Genomic DNA, 23767 nt, shown 5'->3' with positions numbered 1-23767 from the left:
TTTCTGACCTCCAGTCAAAAGTTAAAAAACGAGTCTGGGTATTTTTTGCTGAAGGACAGCGTTCCCTGCCCCATCCCCACTACCGAAAAAGATGCGCACCGCGCCGCTTCCTCTTTCCCGACATTACCCATCGGTTAGCAGCGTTCAACCATGATCGCGCCGCCGAAAGCGCCGACGGGTTGCTATCAGCCCCCGCTGTTGCACAAAGAACACATTTTTGCCCGGACTTTAAGCTTTTGTTAGGAGAAACCCGACTTTCAGGCCGAGCCAGAGAGGCGCGGCATGGGCATGGAGTTGGTCGAGTCTTTGATTCTACGTGCCAGTAAGGACGCTCGCACGCCCGTCATATGACCGGCCATGCCGTGTCGCAAAGCGGTAGGGATCGGGGCCGAAGCCCGCTTCCCAATCATCCTTCAGTTGGCCGGCCAACGAGCGGCATCTCATCAGTTACGGCCGTACAGATCCTCAAAACGCACGATGTCGTCTTCGCCCAGATAGGAGCCGGTTTGCACTTCTATCAACTCCAGCGGTATCCTGCCGGGGTTCTCCAGGGCGTGAATTTCGCCGAGCGGAATATAGGTCGACTGGTTTTCCGTGAGAATGATCGTGTCGTTGCCTTTTTGAACCTTTGCGGTACCTTTCACCACGACCCAATGCTCGGCGCGGTGGTGGTGCATCTGCACCGATAGTTTGGCGCCGGGTTTCACGGTGATCCGCTTGACCTGGTCGCGCTCGCCGACGTCGATGGAATCGTAATGTCCCCAGGGCCGATGCACTTCGCGGTGAGAGAGATACTCGGTGCGGCCTGACCGCTTGATCTGATCGACGATCTGCTTGACGTCCTGAACCCGGTCCTTGTGTGCGACCAAAACCGCGTCCTTGGTTTCGACCACGACAAGGTCCTCGACACCGACCAAAGCCACCAGTCTTGAGTCCGAACGAGCGAAGCTGTTCTTGCTCGATATGGCAATGACATCGCCACGAAACGCGTTGCCCGCCTCGTCGTGCGGCTGCGTCATCCAAAGTGCTGCCCAGGACCCGACATCGCTCCAGCGCGCGTCGAGCGGCACGACAACAGCATCAGCCGTTTTCTCCATGACCGCATAGTCCACTGAAATATCAGGGCATTTGCTGAACGTCGCCGCGTCAATCCGGATAAATTGCATATCGGGTGAAACCGTCGCGGTTGCCGCTGCGCAAGTCTCAGCAACCACCGGATTTTGGGATTTCAGTTCGGCGAGGTAACGGCTGGCCCGAAACATGAACATGCCGCTGTTCCAGAGATATTCACCCGAAGCCACATAGGCATCGGCAGTCGCCAGATCCGGCTTCTCTTCAAAGCGGTCCACTGCGTAACCTGCCCCGATCTCACGGCCGCGCTTTATGTATCCGTATCCGGTTTCCGGCCGGTCGGGCACGATGCCGAAGGTCACGAGCTTGCCCTGTTCGGCGAGCGGAACGGCCGCTTTTACAGCCGCCTGGAAGCGATCGACATCCTGAATGCTATGGTCTGCGGCAAGCACGAGAAGGATCGGATCGTGGCCCGAAGAAACGGCTATGTTCGCGGCCAACGCGATGGCGGGCGCCGTATTTCTGCCCACCGGCTCCAGAATGATCTTGGCGTCCTCGATACCGATAAGGCGCAACTGTTCGGCGGCCAGGAAGCGCTGCTCCTCGTTGCAAATCACCAGCGGAGCTTCCGGCGTCAGCCCATCGAGACGTTTCAGCGTTTCTTGCAGAAGCGTATGCTCGCCGCTGAAGGCATGGAACTGCTTTGGGAAAAGTTGCCGCGAAAGCGGCCACAGCCGGGTACCGGAACCGCCAGCCATCACAACCGGGACAAACATATGTCTTTCTTCCCCTGCTTTTCGTTGGGCGTTCATACCTAGAAGCTCGGCAGAACGCTACACGGAGTTAGAAGCTTTATGCGGCGCATTCGTGGCCGCTCGGACGCCGCCACTTTAACGGTACATGGGGCGGAAGCGAGCGGTTTCGGCCCAAGTCGAATGCCGCCACCAGAACGCCGTGCGTCCAATCGGACGCGCCAGGAACGCTCTAACACTTTGATGTAGCATCGGAATAATCCGGTCGCCACGACAACGCCGCGCTTTTGCCGATTGCTTTTGCTTGCGCTCCCGAATAACTGGGCGCAACTCTAACGTTGGCCTCGGACCCGGTTGTCCGATACGCGGAAAGTGAAATGTCGTCGCCTTTTAAAGCCTATGATGTCCGGGGAAAGATTCCAGGCGAGATAAACGTACCGTTCGCCTATCGTTTCGGTCAAGCGGTCGCCCATCTGCGCGGCCCGGCGACCGTCGTGGTCGGGCACGACATGCGCCAGGACAGCCCCGCACTTGCCGATGCCATGGCCCAGGGCTTGCTTGACACCGGCGCCAGCGTTCTGCCGCTCGGGCAATGCGGGACCGAAGAGGTCTATTTTCACACCGGTGCACTTGGCGCCGATGCCGGACTGATGGTGACGGCAAGTCACAATCCCGAGGATTACAACGGCATCAAGATGGTACTCGCGGGGGCAGCCGCGGCCACCCGCGACAATGCGCTGGATGCGATCGAGGCGCTGGTGCTTTCGGATTCGCCGATCGAACGTGTCAGCGATTATAGCGCGCGCGGCAGGCTCGCCCGGCCCGTGTCGCGCGCTCCCTATATCGAGCGTCTTCTCAACCAGGTTTCCACGCGCAGGCTGAAGCCGATGAAGATCGTCTGTCACGCCGGAAACGGCTGTGCCGGGCCGATCATCGATCTTCTGGAACCGCATCTGCCGTTCGAGTTCATCAAGGTCGATCACGAGCCCGATCCGTTTCTGCCGAACGGCATTCCAAACCCTCTCCTGCCGGAAAAACGCGTGCGGGCGAGCCGGGCAGTCGTGGAACACGGAGCCGATCTCGGCATAGCGTGGGACGGTGATTTCGATCGCTGCTTCTTCTACGATCACACCGGCGCGTTCGTGGAAGGCTATTATCTCGTCGGTATGATCGCCCAAAGCCTGCTGCGCGATCATCCGGGAGAAACGATCCTCTATGATCCAAGGCTGACCTGGAACACGATCGACCTGGTCGAGGCAGCGGGCGGCACGGCCAGGATTTGTCCCACCGGCCATGCCTTTTTCAAGGACAAGATGCGCCGCGAGAACGCCCTTTATGGCGGCGAAATGAGCGCGCATCACTATTTCCGGGATTTCAGCTTCTGCGATTCCGGGATGCTCACCTGGCTGCAAGTCGTGACTGAGCTGTGCGAGCGCGGGCTTTCGCTCCAGGAGGTTGTGGCCGAACGCATCCGGGCCTTTCCATGCTCGGGCGAAATCAATTTCACCGTCGCCGACGTAAGGCAAACCCAGGACCGCATCGCCCGGCACTATATGCCGGCTAACCCGACCATCGAAACTCTGGACGGAATCGGCATGGAATTCAGCGACTGGCGCTTCAATTTGCGCGCATCCAATACAGAGCCGCTGCTTCGCCTGAATGTCGAGGCGCGTGGCGACCGACGTCTTCTGGAAGAGAAAGTAGATGAATTAAGCCGGCTCATCCAGGGGTAGCGCGCGCTACCTTGACGTGCATTCGCCCATTCAGGGCATTCCCGGCCCGCAAATCTTACGGATGCACATTTATCGCGCAGCAAGAAGTAAGCGCGGCCGTATTCCTGTCTGCTTCGTCTGGGCGAGAGCGCCGATCGCAGACAAGAAACTGTTCGCCAAAGGGCTCTTGATGCTCTATGTTCCGTTTTCACACGAGATTCTCTTCGTCGATCAGGCCAATGCCTCCTAAGCCCGGACCTTGCGATGGCCGATATCTTAACGTTTTACGGCTTCAGAAAACGCGTTGCCGCGGCGGACAACTCAGAGAATTTGCAGTATGCGGCCGAACCGCGGGATACAACCCCGGGGCATACGCCGAACGGCCTTGAGGCTCATCTTGCCGTTTCGCAAGCCGCGTGTGACTGGACCAACCAGGAGCTTGCCGACCTTTACCGGGTCGAGGCGCTGCTGGCACAAGCCAACGTCCGCATCGAAACCACACGGGGAACCAGCGACGAGGGCGATCCCTGGTTTGTTTTCTGCCGGGCTGACGGCGAGGTGTTCGTGCATCTCGCGCGCATCGACGACATGTATATACTGGACAGTCCAAAGCTCGATATCGTGCTTACCGGCCCCAGTTTTGCGGCCCTTATCGATCGCTTCTCCAATGCGGTCGTGCTGTGTGCGCCGACGGGTAATATCGTACAGCTTCGCCCATTCTCGAGAAATTCGGTCGTGCGCATCCATCCTGCGGCGATGCTGGCAGCTTTGGTGTGGTCCCTCTATCTTGCCTGCGACAACATGGTTGGCAACGCACAGCCTGCCACGGATGGCGGACACCTGACACCTATCCCAGGACTGGACGTGGACGGGGACGCAAATGCCGACAAGGCGCAGACCCGGCTCGAATCCGACCGCAAACTTGCGGCCGTGGATAACCATGCGCCCGTGGCCAGCCAAACTGACCATTTCCGCGTCTTGGCAGCCTCCGACGGGTTTTCCTGCAATGTGGCGAACGCCGCTGCCGGGATCGCCATCGGCCTGACGACGATTGCGATCTCTTTCGGGCTCTTTGACCGGGATCTCGAGGCCACCCAAAACGCCGCCAAGATGGAGATGAGCGAAGGGGCTGCAGAGCACGTCAGACCTCGTCCATGTGACCTCGCTCCCGTTGAGCTTCACGCCGATCGAGAAGTCCTTGTCGGAAATCAAGGAAGAGACCCCGGCGGAATCGGTGGCGACTGCGACGAACCCGACCGGGCTTACGCTAAATACCAGCGAGCATATGCGAGAAGTCGCAATGCAAATCGATACCGAAATAGCAGTCGACAAGGTGGCGCAATCAGCCGCCGAAAAAGCTTCCTGGCCGCTGGCGGTCGACAAGGCCGTGGTGACGTCGTTTACGCATACTTTTTCCTCACAGACTTCCGATCTTGCCGAGACGGCATCCTCGGTCGACGCGAAGGATCTGCAAGCGTTGATCACGCTTGCCACGGAACATCTCGGTCAGCTCTCCACCTACAACATCGTCGGTCTCAGTGTGGATGCGACCTTCGATGTATCTACCCTTAGCAAGCAGGTCGCGCCGTACGTCTTGGCGGATCTGACGGGCGGCCCGGACAGCACCGAAACGCCGCTTAATAACGCCGACGCCCAGCTACCCGACAACGGTCCGCATATGGATTTGATCGCGCAGTATCTTCCCTATGACGATGCCGCCAAGAGCTTTGTCTATCAGTTCCTCCTTAATTCGCACACGATCGAGATGATCCAGTCCGGCAATTTTGTCGTCTTTTTCGACACGACGCTGACAGGCGATCCCAACGATCAAGCTTATACCGTGAGCTGGATAACGGACGATCACACGATCGTCTCCACCATTGGCCACGCGTAGGATTTCGCCGACCTCGTGCTGGCTTGATAGCGCCGCATCGTTGGCAAAAGCTTCATCAGGAGTGGGAATGCCGTCCACGGTGACTCTTCGGGGCCTCGGACTCAAATCCTCAGGCCCGGTCGGCCTTATCCTTTCGATCTTTTCGGCGCGCTTTTCGCATTGGTGGTGACGCCAAAGGGCTTTATCGCAGGGACGTCCAGCTACTGGCACACCCAGGTCGAAGATATCGCGCAGTATCTCTCGGGCTATCTGGCTTATCTAAACGCGCCCTGGTCGCTACCGCTGCTGGCCATCCCTTCCTTGAACTGGCCGGCGGGAACCGTCGTCACGTTTGTGGACGCGATTCCATTATATTCTCTGTCGCTGAAACTCCTTTCGCTGATGGTCCACCTGCCGGAGAATCCGTTCGGCATATGGGTGCTGTTGTGCTTTGCCTTGCAAGGCGCCGCAGCCTGGTTTGCGGCATCGCAGTTGCGCGACGACGATTGGTGGCGCTGGGGCTTATCGTATTTCTGTGCGTGCTGATGCCGACGCTGACGGCGCGTATGGGTCATCTCAGCCTGCAGGCGCATTTCATCCTGCTGTTTTCGCTCGGCCTGTATATCCGTACCCATCGGCTGCAACGAAGCGTCATCGGTTGGTGGACACTGCTTCTCGTCGCGGCGTTTTACATCAATTTCTACCTGACCGCGATGGCGCTGGTCGTGTTCGGCGCATGCCAGATCGATCTCTACCGCAAGACAGCCAACCGGAGAGACCTGGCGGTCATCGCCGTGCCCGTCATCACGATCGCCGCCACCATTTTGCCCATGCTTGGTGCCGCCTTCGGCAAGGCCGTGCCCGACACCGGTTTCGGCTACTATTCCATGAACCTGCGGGCCCCATTGCGCAAGGCAACCTGATTTCGATGCCCTTCTTCGTGGATGCCACGGGGGCCAATATGAAGGCTACAACTACCTTGGACTGGGCCTGATCGCGTTGATTGCGCTGTCTTTCTCGCGTTGGGCGCGCGTGGACGCCATTGTGGAGGATCCTTTTTTCCAATGGTTATTTTACGTTCACGCCGAGCCGTCGCCCGGCGTCGGATAGTCTAAGCCTACAATACAAATTGCCCGCTCTTGTGAACAAAAGCAAGTGCATCGCCAGCAGGCCTGCCGCATCTAAGGAATATCCATTCCCCGGCCTGAAAGCTCTAGCCAAAGATTCGCAAAGCCGCAAGCGAAAAATGCAGTAAAATTTATACCGGTATAGGATTGACGCAACCCCCGGCATTTGGCATTCAAGCGGGAGGCATTATATTTATGCAAGAGGCGGGTCGATATCGGGCCTTTTCGAAGTGCCATGTGAACGGAAGGTTACAGAAATGACCGCGTTGCAGGAACAAGGCAGCTTGAGCGCCACGCAGGAACTGCGCATCGAAGCAGGTGTGTGGCTGAAGGAAATGCGCGAGACGGCCGGGCTTTCACAGCGTGTGATGGCGCGGATGCTAGGCCTGGAATATTACACGTTCATCTCGCAAGTGGAGAACGGGCGCGGGCGAATTCCACCAAATCGCTACCGCGATTGGGCACGCTCGCTCGGCGTGGACGAAAAGATGTTCGTGAAAACGCTCCTGAAATTCTACGAACCCGTCATCTACGCCATCCTCTTCGAAGAAGAAGAAACGCGGTCACGGTCCCGGATTTCCGTCGTCTGACGAAGCCAGCTGGCCCAAGCGCGCGATCACGCCGCGCTTGTGAGATAGAAGCGGGATGAAACTGCGGGCGCGGGCTTTCTGCCTGGCGCGTCCGCTCCCGTTTGATCGTCCCCCTTGATCGCTTTGCCCGGCATGGATGGCGTCTTTTGTTCCGGCGAGCATTGCTTCGCCTGGTATTTTCCCCAAGAGCCAATTGAACGATGGGTGGTTTCCCATTCGTGAAGGTTTGACGCACAAAGGACGCTCTGCCACTTTGGATTGCGCATCGGACCGAGCACCGGAATAATCCGAAGACCGGGTTCCACTTTTCGGTCCGATGCTCCAGAAACAGGGGGTTCCATGTCGCACGCCGCCACCGCTTCCATGGATATCGAAGAAGTCCGGCCGCCGTCGCATCTCTTCTACGGATCGCGCCAGCGCCGGCCGCTGGTCGATAGGGCGGAGGGCATCTATCTGTGGACCACGGACGGCCGCCGCTTCATCGACGGGTCGAGCGGGCCGATGGTCACCAATATCGGCCATGGCAACCGGGTCGTGATCGAGGCGATGAAGCGGCAGATGGAGCGCGTCAGCTTCGCCTACCGGCTGCATTTCGAAAACGAGGCGACCGAGGAACTGGCACGCCGCCTGGCCGCAAAGATGCCGGGCGACCTCGACCGCATCTTCTTCGTCTCCGGCGGGTCGGAGGCGGTGGAATCGGCGATCAAGCTGGCGCGGCAATGGGCCGTCGCCATCGGCCAGCCGAAGCGCTGGAAAGTGATCTGCCGCATGCCGTCCTATCATGGCGGCACCATCGGCGCGCTGGGCGTAACCGGCGACCTAGCGCTGACCGAGACGTTTGCGCCGCAAATCCAGCCGATGCCCGCCGTGCCCGCGCCGACCGCCTATCGCGACCGCGACAACCTTTCCATGGAACAGCGCGGCATCCGCTACGCCGACATGCTCGAGGAAAAAATCCTGGCGGAAGGACCGGAAAGCGTCGCCGCCTTCATCATGGAGCCGATCGGCGGGGCGGCGACCGCAGCGCTCGTGCCGCCCGACAGCTATTTTGCCCGCATCCGCGAGATTTGCGACGCCTACGGCATCCTGCTGATCCACGACGAGGTGATGTCGGGGGCGGCGCGCACCGGCAAATATCTCGGCGGCGACCATTGGAACTGCCGGCCGGACATCGTCACCATGTCGAAAGGCATCGGCTCCGGCTATGCGCCGCTGGGCGCGATGATCGCCTCGCGAAAACTGGTCGAGCCGGTGCTCGACATGGGCGGCTTCCAGCACGGCTACACCTATGCCGGCAATCCGCTGGCCTGTGCCGCCGGGCTGGCGGTGCTGGGCGAGATGGAGCGGCTTGGTTGCGAGGAAAACGCCGCCGCCATGGGCGAGTTGCTGAAATCGGAAGTCGAAGGACTGGCCAAGCGCTTTCCCTTCGTTGCCGGCGTGCGCGGAAAAGGCCTGCTGATTGGCGCCGACATGGTGGCCGATCCCCTCACCTTCGCGCCGCTGCCCAAGGCGAAGAACGCCAACCAGCGCCTGCTCGACCTCGCCTATGCACGCGGGCTGATCGTCTATTCGCGGCGCATTCGCGGCGACGGCATGGAACTCGACAATTTCATCCTGGCCCCGCCGCTCATCATCACGCGCGAGCAGGTCGGCGAGATGGTTGCGATCTTCGGCGATGCGCTGGCGGCGCTGGCCGCCGAACTCGACCTGCCCGTGAACGGCTAGAGCGGGAAACATTCAGGGGGGAGAAAAATGGCGGCAAGGAAAGTCATCATCACCTGCGCCGTCACCGGCTCGGTGCATACGCCCAGCATGAGCCCGCATCTGCCGGTGACGCCGGACCAGATCGCGGCGGAAGCGGTTGCGGCAGCGGAGGCCGGTGCCTCGATCCTGCATCTGCACGCCCGCGATCCAAGCGACGGCCGCCCGACCGCCGACCCCGAAATATTCATGCAGTTCCTGCCGCGTATCAAGCAGGCGACCGATGCCGTCATCAACATCACCACCGGCGGCTCCTCGCTGATGACGCTCGACCAGCGGCTTGCCGCCCCGCTTCGGGCAGAGCCGGAAATGTGCTCGCTCAACATGGGCTCGATGAATTTCGCCCTGTTTCCGATGCTCGACCGGCCACGCGAATGGCTTCACGAATGGGAGCCGAAACTGCTGGAGGCGACCCGCGACACCATTTTCAAGAACACGTTTGCCGACATGGAAGCGGTGCTCGAAAGGCTGGGGCAAGGCTGCGGTACGCGCTTCGAATTCGAATGCTACGATGTCGGCCACCTTTATTCGCTGGCGCATTTCCGCGACCGGGGGCTGGTGTCGGGGCCGATCTTCATCCAGTTCGTGCTCGGCATTTTGGGAGGCATCGGCGCCGACCCGGACAATCTGGTGCACATGAAGCGGATTGCCGACAAACTGTTCGGCGACAGCTACCAGTTCTCGGTGTTGGCCGCCGGACGCGCCCAGATGAAGCTGATTTCCATCGCCGCCGCCATGGGCGGCAATGTCCGCGTCGGGCTGGAGGATTCGCTCTATGACGGGCATAAACTGGCAAAATCCAACACCGATCAGGTTCGCCGCATCCGCACCATTCTCGAAGCGCTGTCGCTGGAAATCGCCACGCCCGACGAGGCGCGCGAAATGCTGGCGTTGAAGGGCGGCGACAAGGTGGCGTTCTAGGATGAAGGCAGCGCCGCCGGAACTTGTGATCCGCCCCGCTACGCAAGGCGACATCGCCAACATCCACGCGGGCCTTGCCGGCATCGCCGAGGCGGTGGGCGAAGCGCATAAGATGACCAGCACGCTGGATGATCTGCGCCGCTTCGGCTTCGGCGAAAACCCGGCATTTTCGACGCTGATCGCGGAGACGGAGCAGGAATTCGCCGGCATGTGCCTGTATTTCCCGATCTTTTCGAGCTGGATGGGATGGCCCGGCGTCTACGTTCAGGACCTTTTCGTCGAGGAGCGCTTTCGCGGTTTGAGGATCGGCGAGCGCCTGTTGCGACGGGTCGCGGCGCTTTCAAAAGCTGAGGGCGGCGTCTATCTCCGGCTGTCCGTCGATACCGACAACCACGCCGCGCAGGCATTCTACGAGCGTCTTGGCATCGAGCACTCCCATGGGGAACAGGTGCACAGGATCGACGGCGAAGCCTTCTTCGCCTTGGCGGGCAGCTATGGAGCAGCCCGCGAAAACGATGGAGCGGAGCCGACATGAAAGCCTTTTTCGCCGAAGAGCAGAAGCGCCACGACCCGAAAGCGTTCCTTTCCAGCGGTGCGCCAAAGCCTAATCCGGAACAGCCGGAACGCGTCGAGCGGCTGCTTGCCGGCGCAAAAGCCGCCGGCTGCACCGTCGCGCGGCCGAACAGGCATGGGGTTGGGCCGGTGGCGGCGGTGCATACGCCGGAATATCTCGATTTCCTCGAACATATTTTTGTCCGCTGGCAACGCATCGAGGGGGCTTCCGAGGAAGTGATCCCCAACATCCACCCGATCGCGCGCGGCGGCTCCTACCCGGCATCCGCCGTCGGCCAAGCCGGTTACCACATGGCCGACACCGCCTGCCCGATCTCGGCCGATACGTTCGACAGCGCGCTGTGGAGCGCGTGGAGTGCGGTCGAGGCGGCTGAAGCAGTGCTTGCCGGCGAGCCCGCCGCCTACGCGCTGTGCCGCCCGCCCGGCCACCACGCCTTTGCCGATGTCGCCGGCGGTTTCTGCTTCGTCAACAATTCGGCGGTGGCCGCGCAAGTGCTGCGAAAATCCGCCGCGCGCGTAGTCATCCTCGATGTCGATTTGCACCATGGCAACGGTACGCAGGGCATTTTCTACGCCCGCCCGGACGTGCTGACCGTCTCGCTGCACGCCGATCCGGTGCGCTTCTATCCGTTCTTCTGGGGCCATGCCGACGAGCGTGGCGAAGGCCCCGGCCTCGGCTATAATCTCAACCTGCCGCTGCCGCGCAAATCCGGCGACACCATCTTCCTCGATACGCTTGAGATCGCGTTCCGGCGCATCCGCGCCTTTGCGCCGGACGCACTGGTCGTGGCGCTGGGGCTCGATGCTTTCGAAGGCGATCCGTTCGGCGGCCTGTCGGTGACTACACCCGGATTCTCGCGCATCGCAGAGGCAATCGCCAAGCTTGGCCTGCCGACGACGATCGTGCAGGAGGGCGGCTATCTCTGCGATGCGCTGGGCGACAATCTGACGGCCTTCCTCACCGGCTTCGCGGGTGCGGGACGTTAGCAGCTCAAACTTTTCGGACCTTCGCGGTGGACACCGGGCCGCCAATCGTCCAGTCTTGCACCCAGAGCGGACTGAACGCCAATTGACTGCCATCAATTCGATCGGGGGATCGTGACAAAAGGTTGGACGCTGTACGATCCAAGATTGGCGTGGGTGCTTGTAGCGCCCGCACTTTTTCTTGTCCTGCTGCTGCTGATATTACCGATCGTTATGATGACGGCCTACACGTTCTTCACCTTCGTTACCGCAGGTGTTGAATCAGCCGTTCTGACGCTGGACAATTGGAAAGAATTTCTCTTCGATACCTATTACCACGGCTTTCTCTGGAAAACGATGCGCGTGGGCGCCCTCACCGCCGCGATCTGCGCGGTGGTCGGCTATTTTCCGGCCTATTTCATCTGGGCCACGAAGTTCCGGCACAAATGGCTGCTGCTGCTGCTGCTCATCGTACCGTTCTGGATCAGCTTCACGATCCGCACCTTCTCCTGGATTCACATTCTTGGCGAACAGGGTTTGATCAACGTCGTGCTGCTCAAGTTCGGCGTGATTTCCGAGCCGCTGCCCATGCTTTACACCGAGGGCGCGGTCATCATGGGGCTGCTGCATTTCCTGCTGCCCTACATGATCCTCAACGTCTATGTGAGCCTTGAGAGCATCGACCGCACGCTGATTTCCGCCGCGCGCTCCATGGGCTGCACCAACGCGCAAGCCTTCCGAGAAGTGACGCTGCCGCTGTCGCTGCCGGGGCTGGGCGCGGGGCTGCTGCTCTGCTTCGTGCTTGCCGCCGGAAGCTACGTGACGCCGCAACTGCTCGGCGGCAGCCGCGACGCGCTGTTCGGCAATCTGATTTACGACACGATCATGGGCCAGCTCAACTGGCCGATGGGCGCGACGCTTTCCATCGTCCTGTTCGTCATCCTCGGCTGCGCCGCCGCCGCCTATAGCCGCTATATGGGCATGTCCCAGATCATGAAGGGGATGGGCGGATGAGCGCAAGGCGGCGCGACCGCGAAAGCCGATGGGCGTGGTGGCTGACCGGCGCGATCACGCTTTGCGTCTACATCTTCATGTTCGCGCCGATCATCGCCACGGTCGTACTTTCCTTCAACGCCTCGATGTTCGGCGGCTTTCCGCTTACCGGCTTCAGCCTGCACTGGTATGCGAAGTTGCTGACCAACGTGCAGGTTCTCGACGCCTTTCGCACATCGATGTGGATCGCCCTTGCAACGGCGGCGATCACCACGCTGCTCGGCGTCATGACCGCCTACGCCCTGGTCCGGTTCCACTTCCCCTTCAAGCAGGCGATCAACACGCTGGTCATCCTGCCGGCACTCGTACCCGAGACGATCCTCGGCGTCGGCCTTCTCGTCATGATCAAGGCGATCAGCCAGCCGCGAAGCCTGCTGCTTCTGCTACTCGGCCACATTCTCCTTACACTGCCCTATGTGGTGCTGATCGTGCAGGCGCGGATGATCGGCATCAGCCGCACCTATGAGGAAGCGGCGCTGTCGCTTGGTGCGTCGCGCCTGTCGTCGTTTCGCGAGATCACGCTGCCGCTGCTCATCCCGGCGGTGCTGGCCAGCCTGATGCTGGCTTTCACGATTTCCTTCGACAACACGTCGGCCAGCCTGTTCTGGCGCCCGGCCGGCGTCGAGACGATGCCGACGCAGATCCTGGCCATGCTGAAAATCTCGGTGAGCCCGGAAGTGAACGCGCTTGGCACCGTCATGATCCTGGTGACGGTCGGCATCCCGCTGCTCGGCGGATTCCTATTGCAAAGCGTTACTCGATTTAAAAAGAAGACGGAAAAAAAGGGAGCGATACAATGAAGATGTCCACTACGAAAAGACTGGAGCGACTGAGCGAGAGGCACGGAAACGGCGATCTCAGCCGACGCAATTTCCTGACGCTGGCGGCGGCGGCTGCTGCTTCCACCGGCCTTTCGATGCCGTGGATGAGCCGCGCGCTTGCGGCTGCCACGGAGGTTCGTTTCGACGGCTGGGGCGGCGTGGTGCAGGAGGCAATCGACAAATTCGCCTTCCAGCCCTACACCGCCAAGACCGGCATCAAGGTCGTGCAGGGAACGTTCGGCGACGAAAACGAGATCATCACCAAGATCAAGACCTCGAGCGAGGGCGACTTCCAGGTCGTCCATTCCTCCGGCGTCAATTACTACATCAAATATGTGAATGGCGGCTACAACTCGGAACTCAACGAAGCCAACATCCCCAACATCAAGAATGTCGCCGAGGCGATGATCGCGCCGTTCCGCAAGATCACGCCGAAAATCTCGGCCGTACCCTACGACTACGGCACGACGGGCATCGCCTACAACACCGACGCCATCTCGGCCGAAGAGGCGAAGGAACAGGGCGCAAACCTGCTCACCAACAAGAAATATGCCGGCAAGATCGGCGGCTACGCCGACATGACGACGCGCGTCTGGTATGCGGCGCTGCAGACCGGCCAGGACCCCAACGACATCAAGGACATGGACGCCGTCTGGGCAAAGGTTCGCGAAACCCGCGACATTGCCAAGAAGTTCTGGAGTTCGGGCGCGGAACTGATGGACCTTCTGTCGAAGGGAGAGATCGTGGTGACGGATGCCTGGTCGGGCCGCGTTGCCGCCCTGCAACAGGAAGGCCGTCCGATCGGCTATCTCGATCCGCCCAAATCCTATGGCTGGATGGAAGACATGCTGGTGCTCAAGGGATCGCCGATGGCCGAGTGCGAGGAACTGATCAATTTCATGCTCGACCCCGCCACCTCCATCGCGGTCGCCGAAGGCCAGAGCTATCCGCCTTCGCTCGATCCGACCAAGGTCAAGCTGACCGACAAGATCGCCGCCCTGCCGGCCTTCGATCCGACCGGTACGATGGAATCGATCACCTTCGCCGACCCGATCTACTGGGCCGACAACGAGGACGCCTGGACCAAACAGTGGGACAGGATCTCGAAAGGCGCATGACGGCAGTTTCGACAGCCGTCCCGACCATCACCCCGGCCGATTTGGCCGGGGCAGCCCAATCCACGCGCAGCGGGAAGCAATCGATGGAACAACCCGCAGTCGAATTTCGCGACATCGACATCGCCTACGGCAAGTTCACCGCCGTGCGCAATTTCTCGCTGGCGATCCGCAAGGGCAGCTTCGTCACCCTGCTAGGGCCTTCCGGTTGCGGCAAGACGACCATCCTGCGCTCGATCGCGGGTCTGGTCGATATTGCCTCGGGCCAGATTTCGATCGGCGGAAAGCGGGTCGACGACATCCCGATCTACAAGCGCAATATCGGCCTGGTGTTTCAGAGCTACGCGCTTTTTCCGCACAAGAACGTCTTCGACAATGTCGCCTTCGGCCTCAAATACCGGGATGTGCCCAAGCCCGAGATCGTCCGCCGGGTCGGCAAGGCGCTGGAGATGGTACGGCTTCCGGGCAGCGAGAAAAAATTGCCGTCGCAGCTTTCGGGCGGTCAGCAGCAGCGCATCGCGCTTGCCCGCGCCATCGTCTTCGAACCGGAAGTCCTGCTGATGGACGAGCCTCTGTCGGCGCTCGACGCCAATATGCGCGAGGACATGCGCGTCGAGATCAAGAAAATCCAGAAGGAGACCGGCATCACCGCCATCTTCGTGACGCACGACCAGGAAGAAGCCTTGTCGATGTCCGACCAGATCGTCGTCATGAACGCCGGCACGGCCGAGCAGATCGGCTCGCCCGAGCAGGTCTATGACGAACCGGCCACCGCCTTCGTCGCCGACTTTCTCGGCAAGGCCAACATGCTGAAAGGCACGGTGACGTCGGCGGACGCAAAAACAGCGACGATCACGCTGGCTGACGGCCGCTCGGTCAAGGCGCAGTCGCCCACGCTCCTGGCACAAGGCAGCCGCGTCACCATCGTCATCCGGCCGCAGAAATTGCTGGTGGGCGCTGCCGCCATCGCCAACAGGCTCGCGGGGCGGATCGTCTCGACCTCCTATCTTGGCGGCAATGCCGTCTACGAGATCGATATCGGCGACAACACGATCCTGCGCGCCAATACGCTGATCGATGGCAAGCCGTTGCGCGAGGGCGAAATGGTGGATGTCGGCTTCGACCCGTCGGGATGCGTGCTTCTCGATGAGAACGGTTTGCGCATCGGGGTATAAATGAAGCCGGGCTCTACAGCCCCGCCGGATCGGCCTCGCACTCGACGACACCCCGGCAGCAATAGGCCACCGGTCCGGTCATCACCGCCCTGTCGCCGGAAATGTCGATCGTCAGCGCACCGGCGGGAAGGTGCACCGTAAAACGGCTGCTGTGCGACAAGCCCCGCAAACGTGCGGCAAATGCCGCGACGCAGGCCCCTGTCCCGCACGCCTCGGTCAACATCCCCGGCCGCTCCCACACCGCCAGCCGGATCGTCTCGCTGTCCAACAATTGAGCTGCCCCGACATTGACGCCTTCCGGAAACAGCTTGTGGTTCTGGATCGCAGGCGCGAACTCGGCCAGGTTCACCGTATCGAGATCGTCGACGAAGAACACCACATGCGGATTACCGATCCAGATGGCGAGACCGTCGACCAGCGGCCCGCTTGAAACCGGCAGATGCAGCGTATCGACCTCCTGCGCCATCGGAAAAGCGCGCCAATCCTGGCTGATCGGCCCCATCCCGACGCTGATCTGCATCGGACCGGCACGGCTGCACGCCAGCATGCCGCCGCCGGTCTCCAGAACTAGCTCGGTCCCGCCGCTTTCCTCGAACAGAAGATGCGCCACGCAGCGCGTGGCGTTGCCGCAAGCCGAAACCTCGCGCCCGTCGATGTTGAATATCCGCATGGCCGCATACGCGCCGACGGCAATGCCCGCCGCCGAAGGTTGCTCGATGGTCAACAACTGGTCACCGCCGACCCCGACATGCGCATCGCAGATACGCACGATGTCATCCAGCCGGAAGCCGCGCCGATCGACACGACGGTCGAAGATCACGAAATGGTTGCGCAGCCCGTGCATCTTGACGAACGGCCGTCCGCTATCGGCAAGCACATCTGGCAACGAAAACTGGTTCATCCTGCGCAACCTATCGTTCCCATTGCCGACATCCAAGTCGTGACACGGCCCGCAACTTCATCCAGCGGGGAGCAGCGTCATTTGATCCATTATGCTTCGTCGAAGCAAGGGCGACGGCACTATCGCGAACCGCACCGTAACGTTGCCGGTCATCGACCCCCGGCATCCGCGTCCGCGCCACACCTGGTTCGGATATTGCCTTCCCCGCACGCTTCGGCTAGCCTTGTTGTACGGTCGTTTAACAAGTGCGATGTGCCCATGATCCACGCCAGTCAATTCGAGATCGCCCTAGGCCAATTCACCTGATTTGAACTGCCATATCCGCCTCAAGCGGTGACCGCTGCATGATATTCCGACCGAGGAGAAGAGCCATGGAACGCACCTCGATACGTCGCCGGCCGGGTCGACCGCCGCGTGAGATCGGCGGCATCCAGCAGCGCCCCTGGAAGCAGTTGACGCGGCCCTACGCGCCGATCGAAATCCTGTCCGTCGATCAGGTCACGACCATCCACGAAATGGGCCTCACCATTCTGGAAGAGATCGGCATGAAGGTCTTGCAGCCGCAAGCCCGCCAGTTTTATCGCGCGGCGGGCGCCGATGTCGACGAAGGCGAGATGCGCGTGCGCTTCGACCGCGCCATGGTCATGAAACACGTTGCCATGGCGCCGTCTTCGTTCGAACTGCGCGCCAGAAATCCGCAGAAGAACGTCAAGGTCGGCGGCCGGCACTGCATCCTGTCTTCCGTCGGCGGCCCTGCCTATGTGATGGACAACGACCGCGGCCGCAGGCCCGGCACCTATGCCGAGATGTGCGACTACCTGAAGCTGATACAGTCGTTCAACGTGCTGCACCAGGAAGGCGGCGGGCCGTTCGAACCGCTCGACCTGCATCAGAATACGCGCCATCTCGACCTGTACTATGCCGAGATCACCCTGCTGGACAAGAATTGGCAGCCGCAGGCGCTGGGCGAAGGCCGGGCGCTGGACGCGCTTGAAATGGTCGCCATCTCGCTCGGCACCACGCGCGAAAAACTGGCCGACGAAATGCCGGTATTCACCGCGATCATCAACACCAATTCGCCGCTGCAACTCGACGTTCCGATGGCCGAAGGGCTGATCACGATGGCCAGTCACGGTCAGGTCAACGTCATTACACCGTTCACGCTGGCCGGCGCGATGTCGCCGGTGACACTTGCCGGCGCGCTTTCCCAGCAGCATGCCGAAGCGCTGGCCGGCATCGTGCTGACCCAGATCGTGCGCCCCGGTGTGCCGGTCATGTATGGCGGCTTTACCTCCAACGTCGACATGAAGAGCGGCGCGCCGGCTTTCGGCACACCGGAATACACGCAGGCCGCACAGATAACCGGCCAGCTCTGCCGCCTGATCGGTATCCCGTTCCGTTCCAGCAACGTCACCGCCGCCAACGCGGTCGACGCACAGGCGGCTTATGAAAGCGCCATGTCGCTGTGGGGCTGCCTGATGGGCGGCGCCAATCTCGTGCTGCATGCGGCCGGCTGGCTGGGCGGCGGCCTGACCGCCTCCTTCGAGAAACTGGTCATCGACGCCGAGATGCTGCAGATGATGGCGGCCTATTTCGAGCCGCCGGTCGTCGACACCGATACGCTGGCGCTCGAAGCGGTTCGCGAGGTCGGGCCGGCCGGGCATTTCTTCGGCGCGGCCCACACCATGCAGCGCTACGAGCACGCCTTCTATTCGCCGCTGGTTTCCAACTGGGACAATTACAACCAGTGGCTCGAGCGCGGCCAGGTGACCGCCCCCGAACGCGCCAACACGATCTGGAAGCGGATGGTCGCCGACTACGAGCAGCCGCCGATCGACCCCGGCATCGACGATGCTTTGCGCGACTATATGGAACGGCGCAAGCGCGAGGGTGGCTCGCCGCTCAACTGATTTTTCGCCCATTCGAACGGAAAAGCGGCGGCAATCTCCTGCCGCCGTTTTTCGTCAAGCGCGAGCGCGCTACACCTTCTTGAACAGCACCGGATTCGGGTGGCCGTCCGGATAGATGACCGGTTCGAAATTCGACTTGTGGATGACGACGAGCGGCTGGTGGCAGATGAAGACGAAACAGCCGGACTCCTCCATCAAGTCCTCCATGCGCTGCGAAAGCTGAATGCGCTTTTCCTCGTCCACCTCAGAGACCAGCTTCTGGTAATTGGCCTCGAACTCGGCGTTGTCAAAGCCGGACCAGTTATAAGCGCCGATCTGGTCGGACCGGAACCAGACGAGATTTTCCGACGGATCGACGCCGCCCGCGAAATCCATCAGCGCCAGGTCGAGGTTCTTGTAGCCATCGCCTTGGGTCTTGTCGCCGACGCCCCAATAGGCGGCTTCGTCATAGGGCTGGATTTCCACCTTGATGCCGGCCTGCTCAAGGCTCGCCTGGATGATCTGGGCGGTGGCGCTGCGGATGGAATCGTTCATCACGGTCAACGTCAGCGTCAGATCGCTGACCCCGGCCTCGGCAAGCAGCGCCGCCGACTTCTCGTAGTCCGGTGCCTCGATCAGGTTCTTGGCCCGGGCAAACTTGGTGCCGGGTTGCACAACGCCGGTGGAACGCTTGGTCAGGTCGTCATACACGCCTGTCAGGATTTGACTGACGTCGACGCCGTACTGCACGGCCTGGCGCACCTTCAAATCCTGGAGGCGCGGGCTGAGCATGTTGATGGTCAGCCAGACATAGCGGGTCGATTGCGCCTCGATAATGGTGGTATCGGGCGGCGGGGCTGCCTTCACTGCCTTGGTCGAGGAAATGGCGATCTTGGTGTAGTCGAAGGCGTCGGCCTCATAGGCTAGTTGCGCCGCCTGATCGTCGGTGACGATGTAGATCTCGACCTTGCTGAAATCCGGCTTCGGTCCCGGCCAGTCGGGATTGGCGGTCAGCGTCACTTTCTGCTTCTGCTGCCAGTCGCTGAAAATATAGGGGCCGCAGGAAGCCGGCGGTTCGGTGGTGAACTTGCCGCCGGCCTTTTCGGTGGCCGCCCGGCTGAGGATATGCCCGCCATAATAAGGCAACGAGGTCACGAACAACGGCTGATAAGGGTTTTTCAGATGGATGATGCCGTTGCGGCTGTCCACCACCTCGACCCGGTCAAGCGGCTCGAACTGGTAGGCCCAGGGCGAGGCGAGCTTTGGGTCGGCGATCCGCTCATACGAGAATTTCACGTCGTCGGCGGTCACCGCGCCGAAACCGTTCGACCATTTCAGCCCGTCGATGAGCGTGAAGGCAATCGACGTCGGATCGGTCTGCTCCAGTTTTTCCGCGCCCCACAACGCCCATGGCGAGCCCTGCCTGATGTCGCCAAGCCGGTTCAGCGTCACGTAGATGCCGCGCATGATGACGTCCTCGATGCCGCCGTTCATGGTGGCGGGGTCGAGGCTTTGAAGGTCGCCTTCCATGCGGATGCGCAGCGTGTCGCCATCGGCGGCCCAGGCGAAGCCCGGCCTCAGGGCGATGCCGGCCCCCAGTGCCCCGGCGGCCTTGAGGAAGGTTCGTCTGTCGGTGCTCCATTGCGTCATGTCGTTCTCCCCTGCTGGTTTGCGGAAGCGCATGAGAAGGCTTCCCTTTCTTGCCCGCCTGGCATCAGCGGGAAATGACAGCGCACCATCCTGCCCTCGCCAAGCTGGCGATAGGCGGGTGCCTCCACGCGGCAGCGATCGCGCACGATCGGACAGCGTGTGTGGAATTCGCAGCCGGCGGGCCGCCGAAACACGCTTGGAATTTCGCCGCTGACAGCGAGGCTGTAGCTGCGCCGACGCGGGTCCGGCACCGGTTCCGACTGGATCAAGGTCGCGGTGTACGGGTGAAGCGGCGCTGAAAACACCGCCTGCGTAGGCCCGGTCTCGACCAGCCGGCCCAGATACATGATCGCGAGGCGGTCGCTGACATGCCGGATCATCGCCAGATTGTGGGTCACGATCATTGCGGCAAAGCCGAGTTCGCGCTTCAGGTCGCCGATCAGATTGAGCACGTCACCCTGCACCGATACGTCGAGGCCGGCGGTCGGTTCATCCGCCAAAAGCAGCTTGGGCCTGGTCGAAAGCGCGCGCGCGACGCCGACGCGGCGCGCTTGCCCGCCCGAAAGCTCGTGCGGATAACGGTCGACGAAGGATGCAGGCAGGCCGACCTGCGCCAACAGCATCTTGGCGGCAGCGCGGCGATCAGTGATCTTCTCGCCCTGGATGATGCGCGGTTCGACCAGCAGCGAACCGACGCGCAGGCGCGGGCTGAGCGAGCCGACCGGGTCCTGGAACATCATCGCCGAGCGACGGCGCATGGCGCGGAAATCGGTCGGCATGCGCACCTCATTGCCCTCGAAAATGATGCGGCCGGACGCCGCCGGCATCAGCCCGAGGATGGTGCGGGCCAGCGTGGTCTTGCCGGACCCCGATTCGCCGACCAACCCCAGCGTCTCGCCCTGCATCAAGGTCAGGGTCACGTCGTCGAGGATGTTGACGGGAGGCAGCGGAAATGGATTGACGAGCCGGTTGATCAGCCCGCCCCGCGAGAAATTTGCCGAGATGCCTTCGACGGCGAGCAGCGGCGTCATGGCGTCACCGCGTGGCAGCGCGCGACGTGGGAGGGCGAAACCTGCACCGACGGCGGGGCAATCGTGCGGCATGGCGCAAAGGCGCGCGTGCAACGCGGCGCGTAGACGCAGCCGGCGATTTCGTCGGTCAAGCTGGGCAGCGAACCGGGAATGGTGGGAAGCCTGTCCAGCTTTTTGTCAAAGCGCGCCGGATCGCAGGCAAGCAGGGCCTGCGTGTAAGGGTGGCGGACATGGTGGAAGATGGCATCGACCTCGCCGCATTCCACGACCTCGCCGGCATACATCACATAGACCCGGTCGCAGAGTTCGGCGATGACGCCGAGGTGGTGCGAGACCACGACGATGATGCCGTTATAGTCGCGCCGCAACTGGCGCAGCAAATGGATGATCTGCGCTTCCATCGTCACGTCCAGCGCCGTCGTCGGCTCGTCTGCGATCAACAGCCCCGGATCGGTCAGCAGCGCAGCCGCGATGGCGACGCGCTGGCGCATGCCGCCCGACAGTTCGTGCGGGTAGCTCGCCATGCGGCGCTCGGCGTCGGAAATGCCGACGCGCTCCAGCATGGCGGCAATCCGCGCGCTCTTCGCGGCACGGCCCAGATCCCTGCGGCGATGCTGGAAATCGATCAACTGGTCGCCGATGGTCAGCACCGGATTGAAGGCCGTCATCGGGTCCTGGCCGACCAGAGCGATCTCGTCGCCGCGCAAAAGCCGTTGCCGGTGGGCATCGAGCGTGGTGAGGTCGATGCCGTTGTAGACGATGGAGCCTTCCACCCGCGCGTTGTTCGGCAAAAGATTGGCCAGCGCGGTGACCAGCGTCGATTTTCCGCAGCCGCTTTCGCCGACAATGCCGATCACCTCGCCGGGATGCGCCTCGATGTCGACATGGCGCAGCGCATGAACGCTGCCGTGCGGCGTCACATAGCGGACGCTGAGGTCACGCGCTGCAAGCGAGCCGGTCACGACGGTCGCCTCGCTTGCAGGCGCGGATCGAGATAATCCCGCAATCCCTCTCCGAGAAAGGTGAAGCCGAGCGTCGCCAGCACCAGCGGCAGGCCGCCGAAAACGACCATGAATGGCGCTGCCCGGATCGAGGTGTAGCCGTCGTACAGGATGGAGCCCCACGACGGCGTCGGCGGGCGCACACCAAGGCCGAGGAAGCTCAAACCGGCCTCGACCATGATGACCACCGGAATATCCATCGACAGCAGGATGATCAGCGGGCCAACGACGTTGGGCAAAAGATGGATGAAGATGATGCGCATCGCGCTGGCGTCGAGCAGGCGTTCGGCGAGAATGTAGTCGCTGTTTTTCAACGCCAGCGTCTGCGCCCGTATCAGCCGCGCATAGCTTGGGAAGGACGTTGCCGCGATGACGATGATCAGCGTGCCGGTTCCGGTACCCAGGACGGTGATGATGGCGAGCGCGAACATGATCATCGGCAGGGAATTGAGACTGTCGAAGACAAGCACCAGCACAGCGTCGAGCCAGCGCGGTCCGTAACCCGCGATGATGCCGAGCAGGAGACCGATCGTACCCGCTATCGCCACGGAAACGATGGCGATCATGAGGGCGGTGCGCGCGCCATAGATGATGCGGGACAAGAGATCGCGGCCGAGATGATCCGTGCCGAACCAATGCGCCGCCGAGGGCGCCTGCAACTTGTGCAGCACGTCGATCTTCGTCGGCGAATAAGGGGCAAGCCAGGGCGCGAAAAGAGCGGTGATCAGGAAGCTCACGACAAGGATGAGGGCGATGCATGTAAACGGATCGGCCAGCAGCGCCCGCAGCAGCGGGAACCGTTGTCGGTCGGGATAAGGGGCTGATGCTTCAGCTACGGAAGACATCGCGAACCCTCGGGTCGAGCCGGGCGATCAACAGATCGGCGACGATGGTGATGGAAACATAGATGGCGGTCATGATCAGCACCGTGCCCATGACGACGGGATAGTTGCGGGTGTTGACCGCGTCGGTGATGAGTTTGCCGATACCCGGACGCGCAAACACCGCCTCGACGAAGACCGCGCTGGACAGGATGCTGCCCAAGCCCACCGCCACCAGCGAGATCGTCGGGATGATGGCGATGCGCAGCGCGTATTTGGAGACGATCTTCCATTCCGGCAGGCCGAAGGAACGGGCCGTGCGGATATGCGGCTCGCCCATCACCTCCATCATCGAGGCGCGCACCATGCGCGCGATATAGCCGATCCAGCCGAGCGCTATGGCGAAGGCAGGCAGGATCAGCGCCTTTGCCTGGCTGGCGATATCGCCCGCCTCGCCCGCGCCTATCGCCGGTAGCCAGCGCAGGGTGACGGCGAAAAGCAGCAGCGAATAAATGGCGACGACGAAGGACGGCACCGCGATGACGCCGACCGAGAGCACGCCGATGACCGCGTCGGCGGCCGTGCCGCGGCCTATGACCGAAAGGCAGCCAAGCGGCACGCCGACAAGAAGGGCAGCGCTAAGTGCTGCCACGCCGAGGATCAGCGTGTTGGGCAGCGCCTCCATGACCAGCGTAGAAACCGGCCGGTTCGACCAGACGTCATAGCCCAGATTTCCGGTCAGCGCGTTGCGGAAGAACTCGACGATCTGCCACCAGACGGGCTGGTCGAGCCCCATGCGCTCGATCAGCATGCGTTTCAGTTCCGGCGTGGCGCGCGGCCCGAGCGCCACGCTCGCCGGATCGCCCGGAACGAGAAACACAGCCGCATACATGGCCACCATGACGAAGGTGAGGATCAGGAGACCAAGGCCGATGCGCTTTACTGTGTATGCAAGCATGACCCCCTC

General features: G+C 61.7%; 22 protein-coding genes. 14 read left to right on the top strand and 8 right to left on the bottom strand.

Translation table 11 applies throughout. The annotated features are described in order from the left end of the window. Nucleotides 1-443 precede the first annotated feature (443 nt). Complete coding sequence (locus ACX3P1_RS07375; protein ID WP_459079026.1) at nt 444-1829, bottom strand: mannose-1-phosphate guanylyltransferase/mannose-6-phosphate isomerase; 1386 nt, start codon at nt 1827-1829, stop codon at nt 444-446. A 371-nt stretch (nt 1830-2200) separates the two neighbouring features. Between ACX3P1_RS07375 and ACX3P1_RS07370 the strand changes: the two genes are divergently transcribed. Then, nucleotides 2201-3556, top strand: coding sequence for a phosphohexomutase domain-containing protein (locus ACX3P1_RS07370; RefSeq protein WP_459078912.1), 1356 nt, complete (start codon nt 2201-2203; stop codon nt 3554-3556). Nucleotides 3557-3856: 300 nt separating this feature from the next. Here ACX3P1_RS07370 and ACX3P1_RS07365 read toward each other — a convergent pair whose 3' ends face one another. Next, nucleotides 3857-4747 carry a hypothetical protein gene (locus ACX3P1_RS07365; protein WP_459078911.1) on the bottom strand — a complete coding sequence of 297 codons (891 nt, stop codon included), beginning with the start codon at nt 4745-4747 and terminating at the stop codon, nt 3857-3859. On the opposite strand from ACX3P1_RS07365, the gene ACX3P1_RS07360 reads away from it, so the two are divergent. From ACX3P1_RS07360 to ACX3P1_RS07305, 12 genes are all read left to right on the top strand, one after another. Further along, nucleotides 4734-5429 (top strand): hypothetical protein, encoded by a 696-nt coding sequence (locus ACX3P1_RS07360; protein WP_459078910.1) that lies wholly within the window; start codon nt 4734-4736, stop codon nt 5427-5429. The two genes, ACX3P1_RS07365 and ACX3P1_RS07360, sit on opposite strands and share 14 nt — an antisense overlap. Nucleotides 5430-5591: 162 nt before the next feature. Further along, a complete protein-coding gene (locus ACX3P1_RS07355) occupies nt 5592-5954 on the top strand; it encodes a DUF6311 domain-containing protein (protein ID WP_459079025.1) in 363 nt (120 codons plus the stop codon). Continuing rightward, nucleotides 5918-6331: a hypothetical protein gene (locus ACX3P1_RS07350; RefSeq protein ID WP_459078909.1), complete on the top strand. Its 414-nt coding sequence runs from the start codon at nt 5918-5920 to the stop codon at nt 6329-6331. The genes ACX3P1_RS07355 and ACX3P1_RS07350 overlap by 37 nt, the downstream gene beginning before the upstream one ends. A gap of 461 nt (nt 6332-6792) precedes the next feature. Then, entirely contained in the window at nt 6793-7125 is a 333-nt protein-coding gene (locus ACX3P1_RS07345; protein WP_459078908.1) for a helix-turn-helix domain-containing protein, read from the top strand. Between the two features lie 339 nt (nt 7126-7464). Next, the gene (locus ACX3P1_RS07340) at nt 7465-8850 is read left to right on the top strand and encodes an aminotransferase family protein (RefSeq protein ID WP_459078907.1); all 1386 of its coding nucleotides are present in this window, start codon (nt 7465-7467) and stop codon (nt 8848-8850) included. A gap of 27 nt (nt 8851-8877) precedes the next feature. Beyond that, nucleotides 8878-9807 carry a beta-keto acid cleavage family enzyme gene (locus tag ACX3P1_RS07335; protein ID WP_459078906.1) on the top strand — a complete coding sequence of 310 codons (930 nt, stop codon included), beginning with the start codon at nt 8878-8880 and terminating at the stop codon, nt 9805-9807. A 1-nt stretch (nt 9808) separates the two neighbouring features. After that, a complete protein-coding gene (locus ACX3P1_RS07330) occupies nt 9809-10342 on the top strand; it encodes a GNAT family N-acetyltransferase (RefSeq protein ID WP_459078905.1) in 534 nt (177 codons plus the stop codon). Next, entirely contained in the window at nt 10339-11367 is a 1029-nt protein-coding gene (locus ACX3P1_RS07325) for a histone deacetylase family protein (protein ID WP_459078904.1), read from the top strand. Before ACX3P1_RS07330 ends, ACX3P1_RS07325 begins: the two co-directional genes overlap by 4 nt. Nucleotides 11368-11478: 111 nt before the next feature. Next, nucleotides 11479-12357 carry an ABC transporter permease gene (locus ACX3P1_RS07320; protein WP_459078903.1) on the top strand — a complete coding sequence of 293 codons (879 nt, stop codon included), beginning with the start codon at nt 11479-11481 and terminating at the stop codon, nt 12355-12357. Continuing rightward, nucleotides 12354-13196, top strand: coding sequence for an ABC transporter permease (locus tag ACX3P1_RS07315; RefSeq protein ID WP_459078901.1), 843 nt, complete (start codon nt 12354-12356; stop codon nt 13194-13196). Before ACX3P1_RS07320 ends, ACX3P1_RS07315 begins: the two co-directional genes overlap by 4 nt. Next, nucleotides 13193-14335 carry an extracellular solute-binding protein gene (locus tag ACX3P1_RS07310; protein WP_459078900.1) on the top strand — a complete coding sequence of 381 codons (1143 nt, stop codon included), beginning with the start codon at nt 13193-13195 and terminating at the stop codon, nt 14333-14335. Before ACX3P1_RS07315 ends, ACX3P1_RS07310 begins: the two co-directional genes overlap by 4 nt. Before the next feature lie 83 nt (nt 14336-14418). Beyond that, nucleotides 14419-15507: an ABC transporter ATP-binding protein gene (locus tag ACX3P1_RS07305; protein ID WP_459078899.1), complete on the top strand. Its 1089-nt coding sequence runs from the start codon at nt 14419-14421 to the stop codon at nt 15505-15507. Nucleotides 15508-15520: 13 nt separating this feature from the next. Here the strand turns inward: ACX3P1_RS07305 and dapF are convergent, their stop codons facing one another. After that, nucleotides 15521-16408 (bottom strand): diaminopimelate epimerase, encoded by an 888-nt coding sequence (dapF, locus tag ACX3P1_RS07300; RefSeq protein ID WP_459078898.1) that lies wholly within the window; start codon nt 16406-16408, stop codon nt 15521-15523. A gap of 371 nt (nt 16409-16779) precedes the next feature. Between dapF and ACX3P1_RS07295 the strand changes: the two genes are divergently transcribed. Then, nucleotides 16780-18318 carry a trimethylamine methyltransferase family protein gene (locus tag ACX3P1_RS07295; protein ID WP_459078897.1) on the top strand — a complete coding sequence of 513 codons (1539 nt, stop codon included), beginning with the start codon at nt 16780-16782 and terminating at the stop codon, nt 18316-18318. Between the two features lie 69 nt (nt 18319-18387). On the opposite strand, the gene ACX3P1_RS07290 is transcribed toward ACX3P1_RS07295, so the two are convergent. Genes ACX3P1_RS07290 through ACX3P1_RS07270 form a run of 5 tightly spaced genes read right to left on the bottom strand, consistent with a single transcriptional unit; the run spans nt 18388 to nt 23758 of the window. After that, nucleotides 18388-19947: an ABC transporter substrate-binding protein gene (locus ACX3P1_RS07290; RefSeq protein WP_459078896.1), complete on the bottom strand. Its 1560-nt coding sequence runs from the start codon at nt 19945-19947 to the stop codon at nt 18388-18390. Then, nucleotides 19944-20978 (bottom strand): oligopeptide/dipeptide ABC transporter ATP-binding protein, encoded by a 1035-nt coding sequence (locus ACX3P1_RS07285; protein WP_459078895.1) that lies wholly within the window; start codon nt 20976-20978, stop codon nt 19944-19946. Before ACX3P1_RS07285 ends, ACX3P1_RS07290 begins: the two co-directional genes overlap by 4 nt. Next, complete coding sequence (locus ACX3P1_RS07280) at nt 20975-21940, bottom strand: ABC transporter ATP-binding protein (protein ID WP_459078894.1); 966 nt, start codon at nt 21938-21940, stop codon at nt 20975-20977. The genes ACX3P1_RS07285 and ACX3P1_RS07280 overlap by 4 nt, the downstream gene beginning before the upstream one ends. After that, entirely contained in the window at nt 21937-22824 is an 888-nt protein-coding gene (locus tag ACX3P1_RS07275) for an ABC transporter permease (protein WP_459078893.1), read from the bottom strand. Before ACX3P1_RS07275 ends, ACX3P1_RS07280 begins: the two co-directional genes overlap by 4 nt. Next, nucleotides 22808-23758 (bottom strand): ABC transporter permease, encoded by a 951-nt coding sequence (locus ACX3P1_RS07270; RefSeq protein WP_459078892.1) that lies wholly within the window; start codon nt 23756-23758, stop codon nt 22808-22810. The genes ACX3P1_RS07275 and ACX3P1_RS07270 overlap by 17 nt, the downstream gene beginning before the upstream one ends. Nucleotides 23759-23767 lie beyond the last annotated feature (9 nt).

Source organism: Mesorhizobium sp. A623 (assembly GCF_054489405.1).
Note: the sequence above shows the minus strand (reverse complement) of the source record. Positions and strands in the feature narration are given on the sequence as shown.